At 73.2% G+C, this 14,992-nt stretch carries 12 protein-coding genes and 1 riboswitch; of the genes, 6 read left to right on the top strand and 6 right to left on the bottom strand.

Features of this window, described 5'->3' with window-relative positions:
* Positions 1–238 precede the first annotated feature (238 nt).
* Positions 239–1,312, top strand: a complete 1,074-nt coding sequence (locus tag AB0B40_RS18740) for an acyl-CoA desaturase (RefSeq protein WP_345055996.1) — start codon at positions 239–241, stop codon at positions 1,310–1,312.
* An 84-nt stretch (positions 1,313–1,396) separates the two neighbouring features.
* On the opposite strand, the gene msrA is transcribed toward AB0B40_RS18740, so the two are convergent.
* The 3 genes from msrA to AB0B40_RS18725 all read right to left on the bottom strand — a co-directional run bounded on the left by msrA (position 1,397) and on the right by AB0B40_RS18725 (position 3,719).
* The gene (gene msrA, locus AB0B40_RS18735; RefSeq protein WP_362264554.1) at positions 1,397–1,918 is read right to left on the bottom strand and encodes a peptide-methionine (S)-S-oxide reductase MsrA; all 522 of its coding nucleotides are present in this window, start codon (positions 1,916–1,918) and stop codon (positions 1,397–1,399) included.
* Between the two features lie 227 nt (positions 1,919–2,145).
* Positions 2,146–2,556: a hypothetical protein gene (locus AB0B40_RS18730; RefSeq protein ID WP_345055992.1), complete on the bottom strand. Its 411-nt coding sequence runs from the start codon at positions 2,554–2,556 to the stop codon at positions 2,146–2,148.
* 5 nt (positions 2,557–2,561) lie between these two features.
* The gene (locus AB0B40_RS18725) at positions 2,562–3,719 is read right to left on the bottom strand and encodes a molybdopterin-dependent oxidoreductase (protein WP_362264552.1); all 1,158 of its coding nucleotides are present in this window, start codon (positions 3,717–3,719) and stop codon (positions 2,562–2,564) included.
* A 328-nt stretch (positions 3,720–4,047) separates the two neighbouring features.
* Here AB0B40_RS18725 and AB0B40_RS18720 point away from each other — a divergent pair, with 328 nt between their 5' ends.
* Positions 4,048–4,638: a histidine phosphatase family protein gene (locus AB0B40_RS18720; protein ID WP_345055988.1), complete on the top strand. Its 591-nt coding sequence runs from the start codon at positions 4,048–4,050 to the stop codon at positions 4,636–4,638.
* A gap of 150 nt (positions 4,639–4,788) precedes the next feature.
* On the opposite strand, the gene AB0B40_RS18715 is transcribed toward AB0B40_RS18720, so the two are convergent.
* The gene (locus AB0B40_RS18715) at positions 4,789–5,436 is read right to left on the bottom strand and encodes a superoxide dismutase (RefSeq protein WP_345055986.1); all 648 of its coding nucleotides are present in this window, start codon (positions 5,434–5,436) and stop codon (positions 4,789–4,791) included.
* A gap of 198 nt (positions 5,437–5,634) precedes the next feature.
* Positions 5,635–9,261 (bottom strand): cobaltochelatase subunit CobN, encoded by a 3,627-nt coding sequence (gene cobN / locus AB0B40_RS18710; RefSeq protein WP_362264550.1) that lies wholly within the window; start codon positions 9,259–9,261, stop codon positions 5,635–5,637.
* A 62-nt stretch (positions 9,262–9,323) separates the two neighbouring features.
* Positions 9,324–9,480: riboswitch (cobalamin riboswitch) on the bottom strand.
* Positions 9,481–9,538: 58 nt separating this feature from the next.
* On the opposite strand from cobN, the gene AB0B40_RS18705 reads away from it, so the two are divergent.
* The 3 genes from AB0B40_RS18705 to AB0B40_RS18695 are packed head-to-tail and all read left to right on the top strand — an operon-like array spanning position 9,539 to position 12,961.
* Complete coding sequence (locus AB0B40_RS18705; RefSeq protein ID WP_362264548.1) at positions 9,539–10,810, top strand: cobalamin biosynthesis protein CobG; 1,272 nt, start codon at positions 9,539–9,541, stop codon at positions 10,808–10,810.
* 34 nt (positions 10,811–10,844) lie between these two features.
* On the top strand, positions 10,845–11,477 hold the full coding sequence (locus AB0B40_RS18700) for a precorrin-8X methylmutase (protein WP_345055979.1): 633 nt from the start codon (positions 10,845–10,847) through the stop codon (positions 11,475–11,477).
* The gene (locus tag AB0B40_RS18695; protein ID WP_345055977.1) at positions 11,474–12,961 is read left to right on the top strand and encodes a precorrin-2 C(20)-methyltransferase; all 1,488 of its coding nucleotides are present in this window, start codon (positions 11,474–11,476) and stop codon (positions 12,959–12,961) included. Before AB0B40_RS18700 ends, AB0B40_RS18695 begins: the two co-directional genes overlap by 4 nt.
* Positions 12,962–13,031: 70 nt before the next feature.
* Here AB0B40_RS18695 and AB0B40_RS18690 read toward each other — a convergent pair whose 3' ends face one another.
* The gene (locus tag AB0B40_RS18690; RefSeq protein ID WP_362264546.1) at positions 13,032–13,793 is read right to left on the bottom strand and encodes a cobalt-precorrin-6A reductase; all 762 of its coding nucleotides are present in this window, start codon (positions 13,791–13,793) and stop codon (positions 13,032–13,034) included.
* An 18-nt stretch (positions 13,794–13,811) separates the two neighbouring features.
* Between AB0B40_RS18690 and AB0B40_RS18685 the strand changes: the two genes are divergently transcribed.
* Positions 13,812–14,990, top strand: a complete 1,179-nt coding sequence (locus AB0B40_RS18685) for a cobalt-precorrin-5B (C(1))-methyltransferase (RefSeq protein ID WP_345055973.1) — start codon at positions 13,812–13,814, stop codon at positions 14,988–14,990.
* Positions 14,991–14,992: the final 2 nt, after the last annotated feature.

Raw genomic sequence — 14,992 nt, 5'->3', positions numbered from 1 at the left:
GTCCCACAAGACATGATCATCACCGAACAAGATCCACTTTCGCAACAGACCCTAGTCCCACCGGCCTGGCCCTACCCGGAGGACCGCCCCCGCGCACAGCCGGGTCAGTCCGACGATCGCCCGTACGCGTGGTGGAAGTACCCGGGGGGTAACCCCCCGGGGGCGGTAGGGCCGGCCGTCGTGCGTACGGTGGCTGGCAGGCTTCTTCGGCCGGACGGACGTCTCCAGACTTTCCGGTATGACGACATCCCCCGATGCCTCCGTTGCCACCCGCCGCTCCGCCCTCGATGCGGGCACGTCGCGCCCCGGTGCCGGCAGTGACTTCGCCGTGCTGTCCCGGCGGATCGCCGGGGCCGGCCTGCTGAAGCGGCGCCCCGGCTACTACACGGTGCGGCTCGGTCTCGTGGCCGGGCTGTTCGCCGCCGGCTGGGGAGCCTTCCTCGTGCTCGGCGACAGCTGGTGGCAACTGGCCGTGGCGGCTTTCCTGGCCCTGGTGTTCGGACAGGTCGCCCTGGTGGCGCACGACCTGGCCCACCGACAGGTCTTCCGGCGGCGCCGGCACAGCGAGATCGGCGGACGGCTGTTCGGCAATCTCGGTGTCGGTATGAGCTACGGCTGGTGGATGAACAAGCACACCCGCCACCACGCCCATCCCAATCATGAGGAACTCGACCCCGATGTCGCCCCGGACATCCTGGTGTGGTCCGCCGGACAGGCCCGCGCCAGCCGGGGCCTGGCCCGGCTTCTCGGTGGTCATCAGGCCCTGCTGTTCTTCCCGCTGCTGACGCTGGAAGGCTTCAACCTGCACGTCGCGAGTCTGCGGGCGCTGCGCTCACCGTCCATGAGGAACCGGCTGCTGGAGGGCGCTCTGCTCCTGGCGCACATCGCCGCTGTGGTGTCCGCCGTGTTCCTGGTGCTCTCGCCGGGCAAGGCGGTGGCGTTCCTCGCCGTGAACCAGTGTCTGTTCGGCGTCTACCTGGGCTGCACCTTCGCCCCCAACCACAAGGGCATGCCGACGTTCACCGGTGATCAGCAGCTGGACTTCCTGCGGCGCCAGGTGCTGACGTCGCGCAACGTACGCGGCGGCCGGTTCACCGACGTGATGCTGGGCGGTCTCAACTACCAGATCGAGCACCACCTGTTCCCGAGCATGCCCACGGTCCATCTGCGGCGGGCCCAGGTGATCGTGCGGCAGTACTGCGCCGAGATCGGCGTGCCGTACCACGAGACCGGACTGCTCCAGTCCTATCGCGAGGCCCTGACGCACATGCACCGCGTGGGCGAGCCGATCAGGCGGCAGCGCAGGGCCTGATCGGAGGAAGGCGCCTCGGCGCCGGTGGCGGTCACGGCGGGCCGGGAGGCACGCGGCGACCGTCACCGGCGCGTTCGGCCGCCCTCAGCTCGCCGGGGAAGAGGTCCGACGCGGAAGCTTCCAGTTCGGTCGCGGGAAGTGGCAGGTGTAGCCGTTCGGATAGCGTTCCAGGTAGTCCTGGTGCTCCGGCTCGGCCTCCCAGAAGTCGCCCACGGGCTCGACCTCGGTGACCACCTTGCCCGGCCACAGGCCGCTGGCCTCGACGTCCGCGATGGTGTCCAGGGCGACGCGGTGCTGTTCCTCGTCGGTGTAGTAGATCGCGGACCGGTAGCTGCGCCCGAGGTCGTTACCCTGGCGGTCCCTGGTGGTCGGGTCGTGGATCTGGAAGAAGAACTCCAGGATGTCGCGGTAGCTCGTGGTCAGGGGATCGAAGACGATCTCGATGGCCTCGGCGTGGTCACCATGGTTGCGGTATGTGGCGTTCGGTGTGTCACCGCCGCTGTAGCCGACGCGGGTGGACACCACGCCCGGCTGCTTGCGGATCAGGTCCTGCATTCCCCAGAAACAACCGCCGGCCAGCACGGCTCGCTCGGTTTCCGATGTCATCGGTCGCTCCTCACGTTCGAGCCGCTGTCCGGCGCGGTCGTCTATGTACGGTTCTCACGTTCATCCAGCTTATTACTACCCGCGAGTAATCATCGAGCGCGCGGAGCACCGGGCCCTGCCTGGGCACCCCGTGGAGCGACCGCGGGGCACCAGGCGGCCGTCAATCCCGCCACATGCGCCTCCAGTTCGACCGCCTGAGGAGCGCGCGCCCCCGCCCCCACTGGGCCTCACCGCTGTCGCCGGTGCCGCCACAGTCGCCATCCTGCCGTGGCGCCCGTGCACGCCACGACGGCCGACAGGACCAGGGTCAGCCCCAGCGGATAGTCGAGCGGCAGCACCGACGCGTTCGCCGGCCGGCCCGGGCGCAGGAGCACCGGCAACGCCACCAGCGTGACCGTCCCCGCCGTCAGCAGCCCGGCCCGCCACACCCCGCTCAGCCGTCCCCCGGTCGACAGCAGCCCGACGGCGAGCACGGCCGGCACCAGCACCCCGTCGTGCAGGGCCAGCACACTCCCACCCCACACGAGGACGTTCCAGACGGTGCCCGGCCGGGTCCCGGTGAGCAGACGCGTCACACCGACGGCGCCCAGGGCCACACCGGCGGCCCCCGAGAGCAGGCGCACCACGGTCGTCGTCACACGTCTCATTCCGGGACCACTTCCAGACGGGTGACCCACTTGGTCTGCAGGACACCGGGGCGGTCGGGGGCGATGACCCGGGCCGGATAGCCGTGGTCCGGGGACAGGACCGCGCCGTTGAGGCGCAGCGCCAACAGGGTCAGGTCGTCGCGGGTGTAGGCGCGCTCCATCTCCGTGACGCGGTATCCGCCGTGGGTCTGCATCGACACGACGCGCAGCCGCGCCCCGTCGGGCAGCCCGGCCCGCGCCAGGAGGTCCTTGATCCGCACACCCTCCCAGTGGGCCGACTTCGACCAGCCCTCCACACAGGCGATGGGCAGGGTGGCCGAATGCTGTGGCAGGGCGCGCAGTTGGTCCAGCGTCAACTCGAACCCGGTCGGACCCGTGACCGCGAGCCGCCAGGTCCGCAGGGCATGCGGGGTGATTCCCGCGGCACGCGCCGTCCGGTTCACGGGCAGCCCCTGCGGGCCGGCGTCGGGGTGGCGCGGCGCCAGCAGGTCCAGGGCAGCCAGCGGGGTCACCGACTGGCCGGCCGTCACGGCGGTCACGGTCCCCACCGCCGCGCCCAGCCCGATCAGCAGAGAGCGGCGGTCGGCTCGTACGAGGGGCGGCTCGCCGGCTTCGGCCGGAGCGTCCGGTCCCGCCGCCGGACGACGGTGCCAGTGGGCCGCGATCTCAGGTGCCTTGACCGCGAGATGCACCAGCAACGCTCCGACGATCAACCAGGCCAGGGCGTAGTGCACCGACCGGAAGTCGAACGGCCAGGGGTACCACTGGGTGGTGTTCAGCAGCCCCATGAACAGCTCCAGCAGTGTCGCGCCGACGAGCACCGCGATCGACAGGCGCTCCAGCGCGTGCACCGCTCCACGTAGCGCGGGCCGGACGAACAGGCGCGGGTACACCGTCCACAGTTTCACCAGCAGCAGCGGGACCGCCGCGGTTCCGCTGATCACATGGAGCCCCTGGGTGAAGCGATAGCCCGACACCGGCCTGGTCGGCAGCTGCCCGGCCAGCCACGCCGGCGGCTCCTGCAGAAGATGGCTCACCAGTCCGGTGAGGAAACAGACCAGCACCGCGAGACCGAGCAGCCGCCCCACGACGGTGGCGGTGCGGGCATCGTGGAGGCTCCCGGAGAAGACCGGGGGACGAAGAGGCAGACGCATGGTCTCATCCCACGCCCCGGCTCGGGATATTCACAGGTCCCGGTGCCTTACGGAACTCTGACGGCGACACTGTCGGACCCGAGCTGGAGCTGCAACGGAGCGTCGAGCCGGAGCTGGAACTTCTGAAACGGTGGCCCGGTCCGGCACATGGGGTGCCGGACCGGGCCGGGCACCGCGCGTACGTCCGCCGGGCCTGCCGGGGGCGGTCGCGGCGCTCGCGGATATCGTGGTGGGCGGCCCGCGATCCACGGGCCGCCCGGCCATGGCACGCCTCCTCGGCGCAGGCCGCCGGGGACGGTCCGAAGAGAGCGGCGCCAGGAGATCGCGTATGACCAGCCGCGTGTACCTCGTCTCACCCGCCACCAGCGCGTCGTTGCGGCAGGCCCGCTTCGACGACGGCGGCTCGATCGACGACGCCGGGGCCGTTCGCGCCCGCGCCGCCGCCGGGTCGCTGCCCTCGGCGGTCCGGGTGCTCCTCTCGCCCAGCGTGCGGTGCCGGGAGACGGCGGCGGCACTCGGCCTCGACGGCACGGCGGTGCCGGAGCTGGCGGGGCTGGACGTGGGCCGCTGGCGGGGGCGCACCCTGGACGAGGTGGGAGCGGCCGAACCGGAGGCGGTGGGCCGCTGGCTCGCCGACCCCGACTGCGCGCCGCACGGTGGTGAGTCGGTGAGCGGCTTCTGCGCACGGGTGGCGGGCTGGCTGTCCGGCGGGGCGTTCGCGGACGGCCGTACGGTCGCCGTCGTCGAGCCGGAGGTCGTACGGGCCGTGGTCGTCCAGGTCCTGGGGCCGCCCTTGTCCGCCTTCTGGCGGCTCGATGTCCCACCGCTGGCGGTCACGGAACTCAGCGGGCGGTCCGGACGCTGGAATCTGCGGGTCGGGCAGCCCCTGAACCCGGCCGGGGCCGCGTCGGCACCGTGAGGCCCGGCTCGCGGGCCCACGCCGTACACGGTTGCGCGCCGGTGGGCGCGGAAGGGCTCCCGCGGCGGGCGTGCCGGCGGGAGCCTTCGGTGCGCCTGCCGTGACGGGTGAGAGGACGATCACGAGCAGGACGTCCGCGTGCCTACGGCGTCACGGCTTGAGCAGCAGGCTGTCGCCGCGCTCCTTGGCTGCGGCGTAGCGCCTGGCCACGTCCTGCCAGTTGACGACGGCCCACATCGCCTCGATGAAGTCGACCTTCTGGTTCTTGTACTGCAGGTAGAAGGCGTGCTCCCAGGCGTCGAAGACCAGGACCGGGGTGGAGCCCTGGCCGACGTTGCCCTGGTGGTCGTAGACCTGCTCGACGATCAGCCTGCCGCTGAGCGGCTCGTAGGCGAGGACGCCCCAGCCCGAACCCTGGGTGGTGGCGGCGGCCTTGGTCAGCTGGGCCTTGAACCCGGCGAAGGAACCGAAGGACTCGGTGATCGCGTCGGCCAGGTCGCCGACTCCGTCCTGGGCCAGCGGCTCGCCGCCGCCGTCCTTCGGGCCGGTCATGTTCTGCCAGTAGATGCTGTGCAGGATGTGCCCGGAGAGGTGGAAGGCCAGGTTCTTCTCCAGCCCGTTGATCGAGCCCCACGACTCCTTGTCCCGCGCCTCCGCCAGCTGCTCCAGGGTGTCGTTCGCACCCTTCACGTACGCCGCGTGGTGCTTGTCGTGATGCAGCTCGATGATCTCCGGGCTGATCACCGGCGCGAGGGCCGAGTAGTCGTACGGCAGCTCCGGGAGCGTGTACAGCGCCATGTCCAACATCCTCCGACGTTATTGCCAATGGTATGCAGCTGCACGCTAACAGCAAGAACGGTGGTTTGCGATCAGGCGCTGGACCTAGGACCGTGACGCGGCGCCGACGACGACAGCGGGGCGCCGTCACAGGTGTGACGGCGCCCCGCTGTCGAGGAGTTCGGTTTCAGTGCGCGTTGCCCGCGGTGACCACAGCCGTCACCCGTCGCCCTCGAGGTCGCCCTCGGTCTCCAGGTACACCTGCCGCAGCTCTTCCAGTACCGCCGGGTCCGGCTTCTCCCACATCCCCCGCGACTCCGCCTCCAGCAGCCGCTCCGCGATGCCGTGCAGGGCCCACGGGTTGGCCTGCTGGAGGAACTCCCGGTTGGCCGGGTCCAGGACGTACGCCTCGGTCAGCTTGTCGTACATCCAGTCGGCGATCACGCCGGTCGTGGCGTCGTAGCCGAACAGGTAGTCCACCGTGGCGGCGAGTTCGAAGGCACCCTTGTAGCCGTGGCGGCGCATCGCCTCGATCCACTTGGGGTTGACGACACGGGCACGGAAGACGCGTGAGGTCTCCTCGACGAGCGTGCGCGTGCGGACCGTCTCGGGACGGGTGGAGTCACCGATGTACGCCTCCGGTGCGGTGCCGCGCAGTGCGCGGACGGTGGCCACCATGCCGCCGTGGTACTGGAAGTAGTCGTCGGAGTCGGCGATGTCGTGCTCGCGGGTGTCGGTGTTCTTGGCCGCCACGGCGATGCGCTTGTAGGCCGTCTCCATCTCCTCGCGGGCCGGGCGCCCGTCGAGTTCGCGGCCGTAGGCGTAGCCGCCCCAGACGGTGTAGACCTCGGCGAGGTCGGCGTCGGTGCGCCAGTCGCGGGAGTCGATGAGCTGGAGCAGGCCGGCGCCGTACGTGCCGGGGCGGGAGCCGAAGATGCGGGTGGTGGCCCGGCGTTCGTCACCGTGGGCCGCGAGATCCGCCTGCACGTGGGTGCGGACGTGGTTGGTCTCGGCCGGCTCGTCCAGCGAGGCCGCCAGGCGTACGGCGTCGTCCAGCAGGCCGATCGTGTGCGGGAAGGCGTCGCGGAAGAAGCCGGAGATGCGCAGGGTGACGTCGATGCGCGGGCGGCCCAGCTCCTCCTGCGGGATGGGCTCCAGACCGGTCACGCGGCGGGAGGCGTCGTCCCAGACCGGGCGGATGCCGAGCAGGGCGAGGGCTTCGGCGACGTCGTCGCCGGCGGTGCGCATGGCGCTGGTGCCCCACAGGGACAGGCCGACGGAGGTGGGCCAGTCGCCGTTGTCGGTGCGGTAGCGCTCCAGGAGGGAGTCGGCGAGGGCCTGGCCGGTCTCCCAGGCGAGCCGGGAGGGGACGGCCTTGGGGTCGACGGAGTAGAAGTTGCGGCCGGTCGGCAGCACGTTGACCAGGCCGCGGAGCGGGGAGCCGGAGGGTCCCGCCGGGACGAAGCCGCCGGCCAGGGCGTGGACGGCGTGGTCGATCTCGGCGGTGGTCGCGGCGAGGCGGGGGACGACCTCGCGGGCGGCGAACTCCAGGATGGCGGCGACCTGTTCGCCGTGCCCGGCGGGTACGGCGGCGGGGTCCCAGCCCGCGTCCTCCATCGCCTGCACCAGAGCGCGGGCCCTCTCCTCCGCCTCGTCGGCGGTCGTGCGGGTCGCGGCCGACTCGTCCAGGCCGAGGGCCTCGCGCAGGCCGGGCAGCGCCTGGGCGCCGCCCCAGATCTGGCGGGCGCGGAGGATGGCGAGGACCAGGTTGACGCGGTCGGCGCCGGCGGGCGGGTTGCCGAGGACGTGCAGGCCGTCGCGGATCTGGGCGTCCTTGACCTCGCAGAGCCAGCCGTCGACGTGGAGGAGGAAGTCGTCGAAGCCGTCGTCGTCGGGGCGGTCGTCCAGCCCGAGGTCGTGGTCGAGGCGGGCGGCCTGGATGAGGGTCCAGATCTGGGCGCGGATGGCGGGCAGCTTGGCCGGGTCCATGGAGGAGATCTGGGCGTACTCGTCCAGGAGTTGCTCCAGGCGCGCGATGTCGCCGTAGGAGTCCGCGCGGGCCATGGGCGGGACGAGGTGGTCGACGAGGGTGGCGTGCACGCGGCGCTTGGCCTGGGTGCCCTCGCCGGGGTCGTTGACCAGGAAGGGGTAGACCAGCGGGAGGTCGCCGAGGGCGGCGTCGGGGCCGCAGGCGGCGGACAGGCCGGCGTTCTTGCCGGGCAGCCACTCCAGGTTGCCGTGCTTGCCGAGGTGGATCATCGCGTCGGCGCCGAAGCCGCCGTCGGAGACCGGGGCGGCGATCCAGCGGTAGGCGGCCAGGTAGTGGTGGGAGGGCGGCAGGTCCGGGTCGTGGTAGATGGCGATCGGGTTCTCGCCGAAGCCGCGCGGGGGCTGGATGAGGACGAGCAGGTTGCCGAAGCGCAGGGCCGCCAGGACGATGTCGCCCTCCTGGTTGCGGCTGCGGTCGACGAACATCTCCCCCGGCGCCGGGCCCCAGTGCTCCTCGACCGCCGTGCGCAGCTCCTCGGGGAGGGTGGCGAACCAGCGGCGGTAGTCGGCGGCCGGGATGCGGACCGGGTTGCGGGCCAGCTGTTCCTCGGTGAGCCAGTCCTGGTCGTGGCCGCCCGCCTCGATGAGCGCGCGGATCAGCTCGTCGCCGTCACCGGAGACCAGTCCGGGGATGTCGGCGTCGCCGAAGTCGTAGCCCTCCTCGCGCAGTCGGCGCAGCAGGGCGACGGCGCTGGCCGGGGTGTCGAGGCCCACCGCGTTGCCGATGCGGGAGTGCTTGGTGGGGTAGGCGGACAGCACGAGGGCGAGGCGCTTGTCGGCGGGCGGGATGTGGCGGAGCCGGGCGTGGCGTACGGCGATACCGGCGACGCGGGCCGCGCGCTCGGGGTCGGCGACGTAGGCGGGCAGGCCGTCGGCGTCGATCTCCTTGAAGGAGAACGGGACCGTGATCAGGCGGCCGTCGAACTCGGGGACGGCGATCTGGCTGGCCGCGTCCAGCGGGGAGACGCCCTCGTCGTTCTCCTGCCAGGCGGTGCGGGAACCGGTCAGGCACAGGGCCTGGAGGATGGGCACGTCGAGGGCGGTCAGCGCACCCGCGTCCCAGGACTCGTCGTCACCGCCGGCCGATGCCTCGGCGGGCTTGGTGCCGCCGGCCGCGAGCACCGTGGTGACGATCACGTCGGCGGTGCGCAGGGTGTCGATCAGCTCCGGCTCGGGAGCGCGCAGGGAGGCGACGTACAGGGGCAGCGGCCTGGCGCCCGCGTCCTCGACGGCGTCGCACAGGGCGTGCACGAAGGCGGTGTTGCCGCTCATGTGGTGGGCGCGGTAGTAGAGCACGGCGACGGTCGGGCCGTCCGCGGGCCGGGCCGCGCGCTCCAGGGGGCCCCAGGTGGGCGCGGGCGCGGGCGCGTCGAAGCCGTGGCCGGTGAGCAGGACCGTGTCCGACAGGAACCGGGCGAGCTGTTCCAGGTTGGCGGGGCCGCCGTGGGCGAGGTAGGCGTGGGCCTCGGCGGCGAGGCCGACGGGCACGGTGGACGCGGCCATCAACTGGGCGTCGGGGGCCTGCTCACCGCTGAGGACGACCACCGGACGCCCGTCGGCGAGCAGCAGGTCGAGGCCGTCCTGCCAGGCGCGGATGCCACCGAGGAGGCGTACGACCACGAGCTCGACGCCGTCGAGGAGGGCCGGGAGGTCGTCCAGGGGGAGCCGGGCGGGGTTGGCGAAACGGTAGGAGACCGGGCCGCCGGCGGCGCGGGCACTGAGCAGGTCGGTGTCGGACGTCGACAGGAGCAGGATCTCGCGGGCGTGCGGAGCACGCTCCCCGGACGAAGTGGGCATGCGATGCCTGGCCTTCCTCGGGGTCCGCGCCCCGGGCGGTGTGGGATGGATCTCCCCCTCGGACGAAGCCGGGGTGCGGGGGAAGGGAGTTCCTGACTCACCCGTCCGCCGTGGGCGGGTTCACAGTGGCGGGACCGCGCCGGAATCGCACCGGCTTCCTCCCCTTTTCGCCGTCGTGGCGGTTCGTGGACCAGGTGATCCACTGGGGAGCATAGTAAGGGCCACCGAAGGGAGCGCGGGACATACAGTCGGAGTGATCGTAGGTATGCTCACGGCCATGTCCGCGGCAGCTCCTCCTCCGTCGTCCCAGGCCACACCGGCCGCACGGGACCGCGGTGACGCCTGCCCTGGGACACTGCGCCTGCACGCGGCGGACGACGGGGCGCTGGCCCGTATCCGGCTTCCCGGGGGCGTGCTGTCCACCGGTCAGGCACGGGCGCTCGCCGTCGCGGCCCGGCGGCTGGGCGACGGCGACCTGCACCTGACCTCACGCGGCAACGTGCAGTTGCGCGGGCTGCCGCAGGGGTGTGGCGCGGCGCTGGCGGAGCTGCTGGACGCGGCCGGCCTGCTTCCCTCCCGGGAGCACGAGCGGGTGCGCAACGTCGTCGCTTCGCCCCTGTCCGGTCTCGACGGCGGCGGGTTCCGGGACGTACGGCCCTGGTTGACGGCCTTGGACACCTCCCTGTGCGCGAGCCGGGCCGCGGAGGGCCTTTCCGGCCGTTTTCTGTTCGCTGTGGACGACGGGCGTGGTGACATGTCCGGTCTCGGCGCCGATGTCACGGTCAGGGCGCTCGCGGACGGCGGCGCGTGGCTGGCTCCGGGCTCGGTGCGGGTGTCCGCCGAGGACGCGCCCCGGGCCGCGCTGGCGGCTGCCGAGGCGTTCCTGGAAGCGGCCCGGTCCCACGGGAAGCGCGCCTGGCGGGTGTCCGAACTCGGTGTGTCCCGGGAGGAGATGGGCCGCCTGGTCCGTGACCGCCTGGACTGCGGGGGGATCGGCCACGAGGACCACCCCGAGCCGGCCGGCGTCGCCGACGGGCCTCCCCCGGGAGCCGTCGAGGGCGCTCTGTCGGTCCACGTCCCGCTGGGACGCCTCTCGGCCCACCAGTGGGAGGAGCTGACGGACGTCGCCGGCAGCGAGCTCCGGCTGACGCCCTGGCGAGGCGTGGTCCTGCCCACGGCAGGCATGGCCACGGGAGGGGCGGCCGAGGCGCTCGCCCGTCTCGGCGCGGCCGGTCTGGTCACCGACCGCGCCTCCCCCTGGCTCCACGTGGGTGCCTGTATCGGCCGGCCCGGGTGCGCCGAGGCGCACGCCGACGTACGGGCGGACGCGGCCCGAGCGCTCGATGCCGCCGGCGATCCGGGCCTGCCCCTGTACTGGTCCGGCTGTGACCGGCGGTGCGGGCACCCACGCACCGACCATGTCGAGGTGGTCGCGGCACCGGATGGCGGTTACCGCCTGTCCGCCGCCCCGGCCGGCCCGCGACCGCGAACCGCCTTCGCAGCAGACCCTTCCCAGATACGCGCCGCCCTGGCGGCGATCACTTCATGAGCCGCAAGCCGACCGAGAGCAACGAGAAGACACCGTGACCACCCACGTCTACGAGAAGGACGGAGCGGCGATCTACCGCCAGTCCTTCGCCACGATCCGCGCGGAAGCAGACCTCGCCGGCTTGCCCGCCGATGTCAGCCAGGTCGCGGTGCGCATGATCCACGCCTGCGGCATGGTCGACCTAGTCCGGGACCTGTCCTACACCCCCGCGGTGGTGGCCCGGGCCCGCGAGGCCCTGCGCGCCGGGGCACCGATCCTCTGTGACGTGCAGATGGTGGCCAGCGGTGTGACCCGCAAGCGGCTGCCCGCGGACAACGACGTGCTCTGCACCCTGTCCGACCCGGCCGTCCCGGAGCTGGCCGCGAAGCTGGGCACCACGCGCAGCGCCGCCGCGCTGGAGCTGTGGCGCGACCGGCTGGAGGGTGCGGTGGTCGCCGTCGGCAACGCGCCCACCGCTCTCTTCCGGCTCCTGGAGATGATCGAGGAGGGAGCCGCGAGGCCCGCCGCCGTCATCGGTGTCCCCGTGGGCTTCGTCGGTGCGGCCGAGTCCAAGGACGCCCTGGCCGCGCATCCGTCGGGGCTGGACCACCTGGTGGTGCGCGGCCGTCGCGGTGGCAGCGCCATCGCGGCCGCCGCGCTCAACGCGATCGCGAGCGAGGAAGAGTGAGCGGCAAGCTGTACGGGGTGGGCCTCGGGCCGGGCGACCCCTCTCTGATGACCGTACGGGCGGTCGAAGTCATCGCCGAGGCGGACGTGGTCGCCTACCACAGCGCCCGGCACGGCCGGTCGATCGCCCGGTCGATCGCGGCGCAGCACCTGCGTGCCGACCACATCGAGGAACCGCTGGTCTACCCGGTGACGACCGAGACCACCGAGCACCCCGGTGGCTACCGGGGCGCCATGGAGGAGTTCTACGCCGAGGCGTCGGCCCGGCTGGCGGCCCACCTCGACGCCGGCCGGACCGTCGCCGTGCTCGCCGAGGGCGATCCGCTCTTCTACGGCTCCTACATGCACATGCACAAGCGGCTGGCCGACCGCTACGACACCGAGGTCGTCCCGGGAGTCACGTCCGTGTCGGCCGCCGCGGCCCGCCTGGGCGCCCCGCTCGCCGAGGGCGAGGAGGTGCTGACCGTCCTGCCGGGAACCCTGCCGGAGGAGGAGCTGACGGCGCGGCTCGCCGCGACGGACGCGGCGGTGGTGATGAAGCTCGGGCGGACCTTCCCCAAGGTGCGCCGCGCGCTGGAGGCTTCGGGGCGCCTGGCCGAGGCCCGGTACGTGGAGCGGGCCACCATGAGCGGGGAGCGGGTGGCCGAACTGGCCGACGTGGACCCGGACTCGGTGCCGTACTTCGCGGTGGCCGTCCTGCCCAGCCAGGTGGACGCCGAACCGCCCGCGCGCGAGCGCGGCGAAGTGGTCGTGGTGGGTACGGGTCCGGCCGGCCCGCTGTGGCTGACGCCCGAGACCCGGGGCGCCCTGGCCGCGGCCGACGACCTGGTCGGCTACACGACCTACCTCGACCGGGTGCCCGAGCGGCCGGGCCAGGTCCGGCACGGCTCGGACAACCGGGTCGAGGCCGAGCGCGCCGAGTTCGCCCTGGAACTGGCCCTGCGAGGACGGCGGGTGGCCGTCGTCTCGGGCGGTGACCCGGGCGTCTTCGCCATGGCCACCGCCGTCCTGGAGGCAGCCTCCCAGCCGCGGTACCTGGACGTGCCGGTGCGGGTCCTGCCCGGGGTGACCGCCGCCAACGCGGCTGCCGCGCGGGCCGGTGCTCCCCTCGGCCACGACTACGCCACCATCTCCCTGTCCGACCGGCTCAAGCCGTGGGAGGTGATCGCCGGGCGGCTGCGCGCGGCGGCCTCCGCGGACCTGGTGCTCGCCCTGTACAACCCCGGCTCGCGCAGCCGCACCTGGCAGGTGGGCAAGGCCCGGGAGCTGCTGCTGGAGTACCGGGCGCCGCAGACTCCGGTGGTGGTCGCCCGGGACGTGGGCGGTCCGGGGGAGAGCGTGCGGATCGTGGCGCTGGGCGAGCTGGACCCGGCCGAGGTCGACATGCGCACGGTCCTGCTGGTCGGTTCCTCGCAGACGCGGGTGGTACGGCGGGGGGACGGCGGGCAGATCGCCTGGACGCCGCGCCGGTACCCGGAGGCGTGAGGGCGGGTGGTGCCGCACCGTGCGTGCGGCACCGCGGCCGGCTCTCCTCGCCCTGCCCGGTGCGCCGGGGTCACCCGGCCGGGAGGGGTCCCCGCTCCAGGCGCTCGCGGACCCACCGGGACGCGTTCCCGGGGTCCGGCACCACGGGCACACCCGCGGGCACAGGAGGTCTGCGGACCACGACGACGGGCAGGCCGGCCTCGCGGGCGGCCGTCAGTTTCGGCGCCGTGGCCGCTCCCCCGCTGTCCTTCGTGACCACGACGTCGATGCGGTGGCGCAGCAGCAGCTCGCGCTCCCCGTCCAGGGTGAAGGGGCCGCGGTCGAGCAGCACCTCCATATGGGAGGGGTGCGGGGGCTCGGGGGCTTCCACGGACCGCACGAGGAACCACAGCCGCTCCAGGTCCGCGAAGGCGGCCAGCCCCATGCGCCCGGTGGTGAGGAACACCCGTCCGCCGAGTGCGGGCAGCGCCCGGGCCGCTTCCTCCAGCGAGCCCACCTCGTGCCACCGGTCGCCCTCGGCGGGGACCCAGCCGGGGCGGCGCAGGGCGAGCAGGGGAACATGGGTGGCGGCAGCGGCCCGTGCCGCGTTGAAGCTGATCGTTCCGGCGAAGGGGTGGGTGGCGTCGACGACCGCGTCGACCCCGTGCTCACGCAGCCAGGCCGCCAGTCCGTCCGCTCCGCCGAAGCCGCCGACGCGGGTCCGGCCCGGGGGCAGCCGGGGACTGGCGACCCGTCCGGCGAGGGAACTGGTCAGTTCCAGCCCGGGGGTGCCGTACAGCAGTTCGGCGAGACGGCGGGCCTCAGTGGTGCCGCCGAGGATCAGTACATGCATGGGAGTCCGGGTCCGTTCATGAGGAGCAGTGAGAGCAGTCGGGGCACGGGCGGGCCGAGCGGCGCCGGCGGGCCGCAGCAGGGCGGCAAGGCCGGCGGCGGTCGCCGCGCGCAGCTGGAGCACACCGGGCTGCGGCACGGCTGGACCACCGGCGCGTGCGCGACGGCGGCCACGACGGCCGCGTACACCGCCCTGCTGACCGGCGAGTTTCCCGACCCGGTGACGATCACACTGCCCAGGGGGCAGACTCCGTCGTTCGCGCTGGCCGCCGAGGAGCTGTCCGCGACGGCGGCGATGGCGGGGATCGTGAAGGACGCGGGCGACGACCCGGACGTCACGCACGGCGCACTCGTCCGGGCCACGGTACGGCGGCTGCCCGCGGGGGCGGGCGTCGTCTTCAGGGCCGGCCCCGGCGTGGGCACCATCACCCGGCCCGGCCTCCCGCTGCCCGTCGGTGAGCCGGCCGTCAACCCCGTCCCCCGCCGGATGATGAGCGAGCACATCGCCGAGGTGGCCGAGCGGCACGGCGGCAGCGGCGACGTGGAGATCACGGTCTCCGTCGACCACGGCGAGGACATCGCCCGCTCCACCTGGAACCCCCGGCTCGGCATCGTCGGCGGTCTGTCCATCCTCGGCACCACGGGCATCGTCGTGCCGTACTCCTGCTCGGCGTGGATCGACTCCATCCGGCGGGGCGTGGACGTGGCCCGCGCGGCCGGCCGTACCCATGTCGCCGGCTGCACGGGGTCGACGTCGGAGAAGACGGTGGTCGCCGAGTACGGCCTGCCCGAGGACGCCCTGCTGGACATGGGCGACTTCGCGGGCGCGGTGCTGAAGTACATCCGCCGGCACCCGGTGGACCGCCTCACGGTCTGCGGCGGTTTCGCCAAGCTCTCCAAGCTCGCCGCGGGCCATCTGGACCTGCACTCCGGCCGCTCCCAGGTCGACAAGGGCTTCCTGGCCGAGCTGGCCCGGCAGGGCGGCGCGGACGAGGGGCTCGTGCGCGAGGTGGCCGCCGCCAACACCGGTCTCGCCGCGCTCCAGCTGTGCCAGGCCGCCGGGGTACCGCTCGGGGACCTGGTGGCGAAGACGGCCCGGGACGAGGCGCTGGCCGTGCTGCGGGGGGCTCCGGTCGCCGTGGACGTCATCTGCATCGACCGGGCCGGCACGGTCGTGGGCCGCAGCACGGTCGGGTAGGG

This window comes from Streptomyces sp. NPDC042638, from assembly GCF_040647235.1.
Lineage (GTDB): Bacteria > Actinomycetota > Actinomycetes > Streptomycetales > Streptomycetaceae > Streptomyces > Streptomyces rameus.
Note: the sequence above shows the minus strand (reverse complement) of the source record. Positions and strands in the feature narration are given on the sequence as shown.

What these genes read in the sequence shown, in the direction of transcription:
- AB0B40_RS18715 (WP_345055986.1), bottom strand. Translation starts at nt 5,436, where the DNA reads ATGGCGCTGTACACGCTCCCGGAGCTGCCGTACGACTACTCGGCCCTC.
- msrA (WP_362264554.1), bottom strand. Translation starts at nt 1,918, where the DNA reads ATGACATCGGAAACCGAGCGAGCCGTGCTGGCCGGCGGTTGTTTCTGG.
- AB0B40_RS18740 (WP_345055996.1), top strand. Translation starts at nt 239, where the DNA reads ATGACGACATCCCCCGATGCCTCCGTTGCCACCCGCCGCTCCGCCCTC.
- AB0B40_RS18705 (WP_362264548.1), top strand. Translation starts at nt 9,539, where the DNA reads ATGTCCGCGGCAGCTCCTCCTCCGTCGTCCCAGGCCACACCGGCCGCA.
- AB0B40_RS18685 (WP_345055973.1), top strand. Translation starts at nt 13,812, where the DNA reads ATGAGGAGCAGTGAGAGCAGTCGGGGCACGGGCGGGCCGAGCGGCGCC.
- AB0B40_RS18725 (WP_362264552.1), bottom strand. Translation starts at nt 3,719, where the DNA reads ATGCGTCTGCCTCTTCGTCCCCCGGTCTTCTCCGGGAGCCTCCACGAT.
- AB0B40_RS18720 (WP_345055988.1), top strand. Translation starts at nt 4,048, where the DNA reads ATGACCAGCCGCGTGTACCTCGTCTCACCCGCCACCAGCGCGTCGTTG.
- cobN (WP_362264550.1), bottom strand. Translation starts at nt 9,261, where the DNA reads ATGCCCACTTCGTCCGGGGAGCGTGCTCCGCACGCCCGCGAGATCCTG.
- AB0B40_RS18690 (WP_362264546.1), bottom strand. Translation starts at nt 13,793, where the DNA reads ATGCATGTACTGATCCTCGGCGGCACCACTGAGGCCCGCCGTCTCGCC.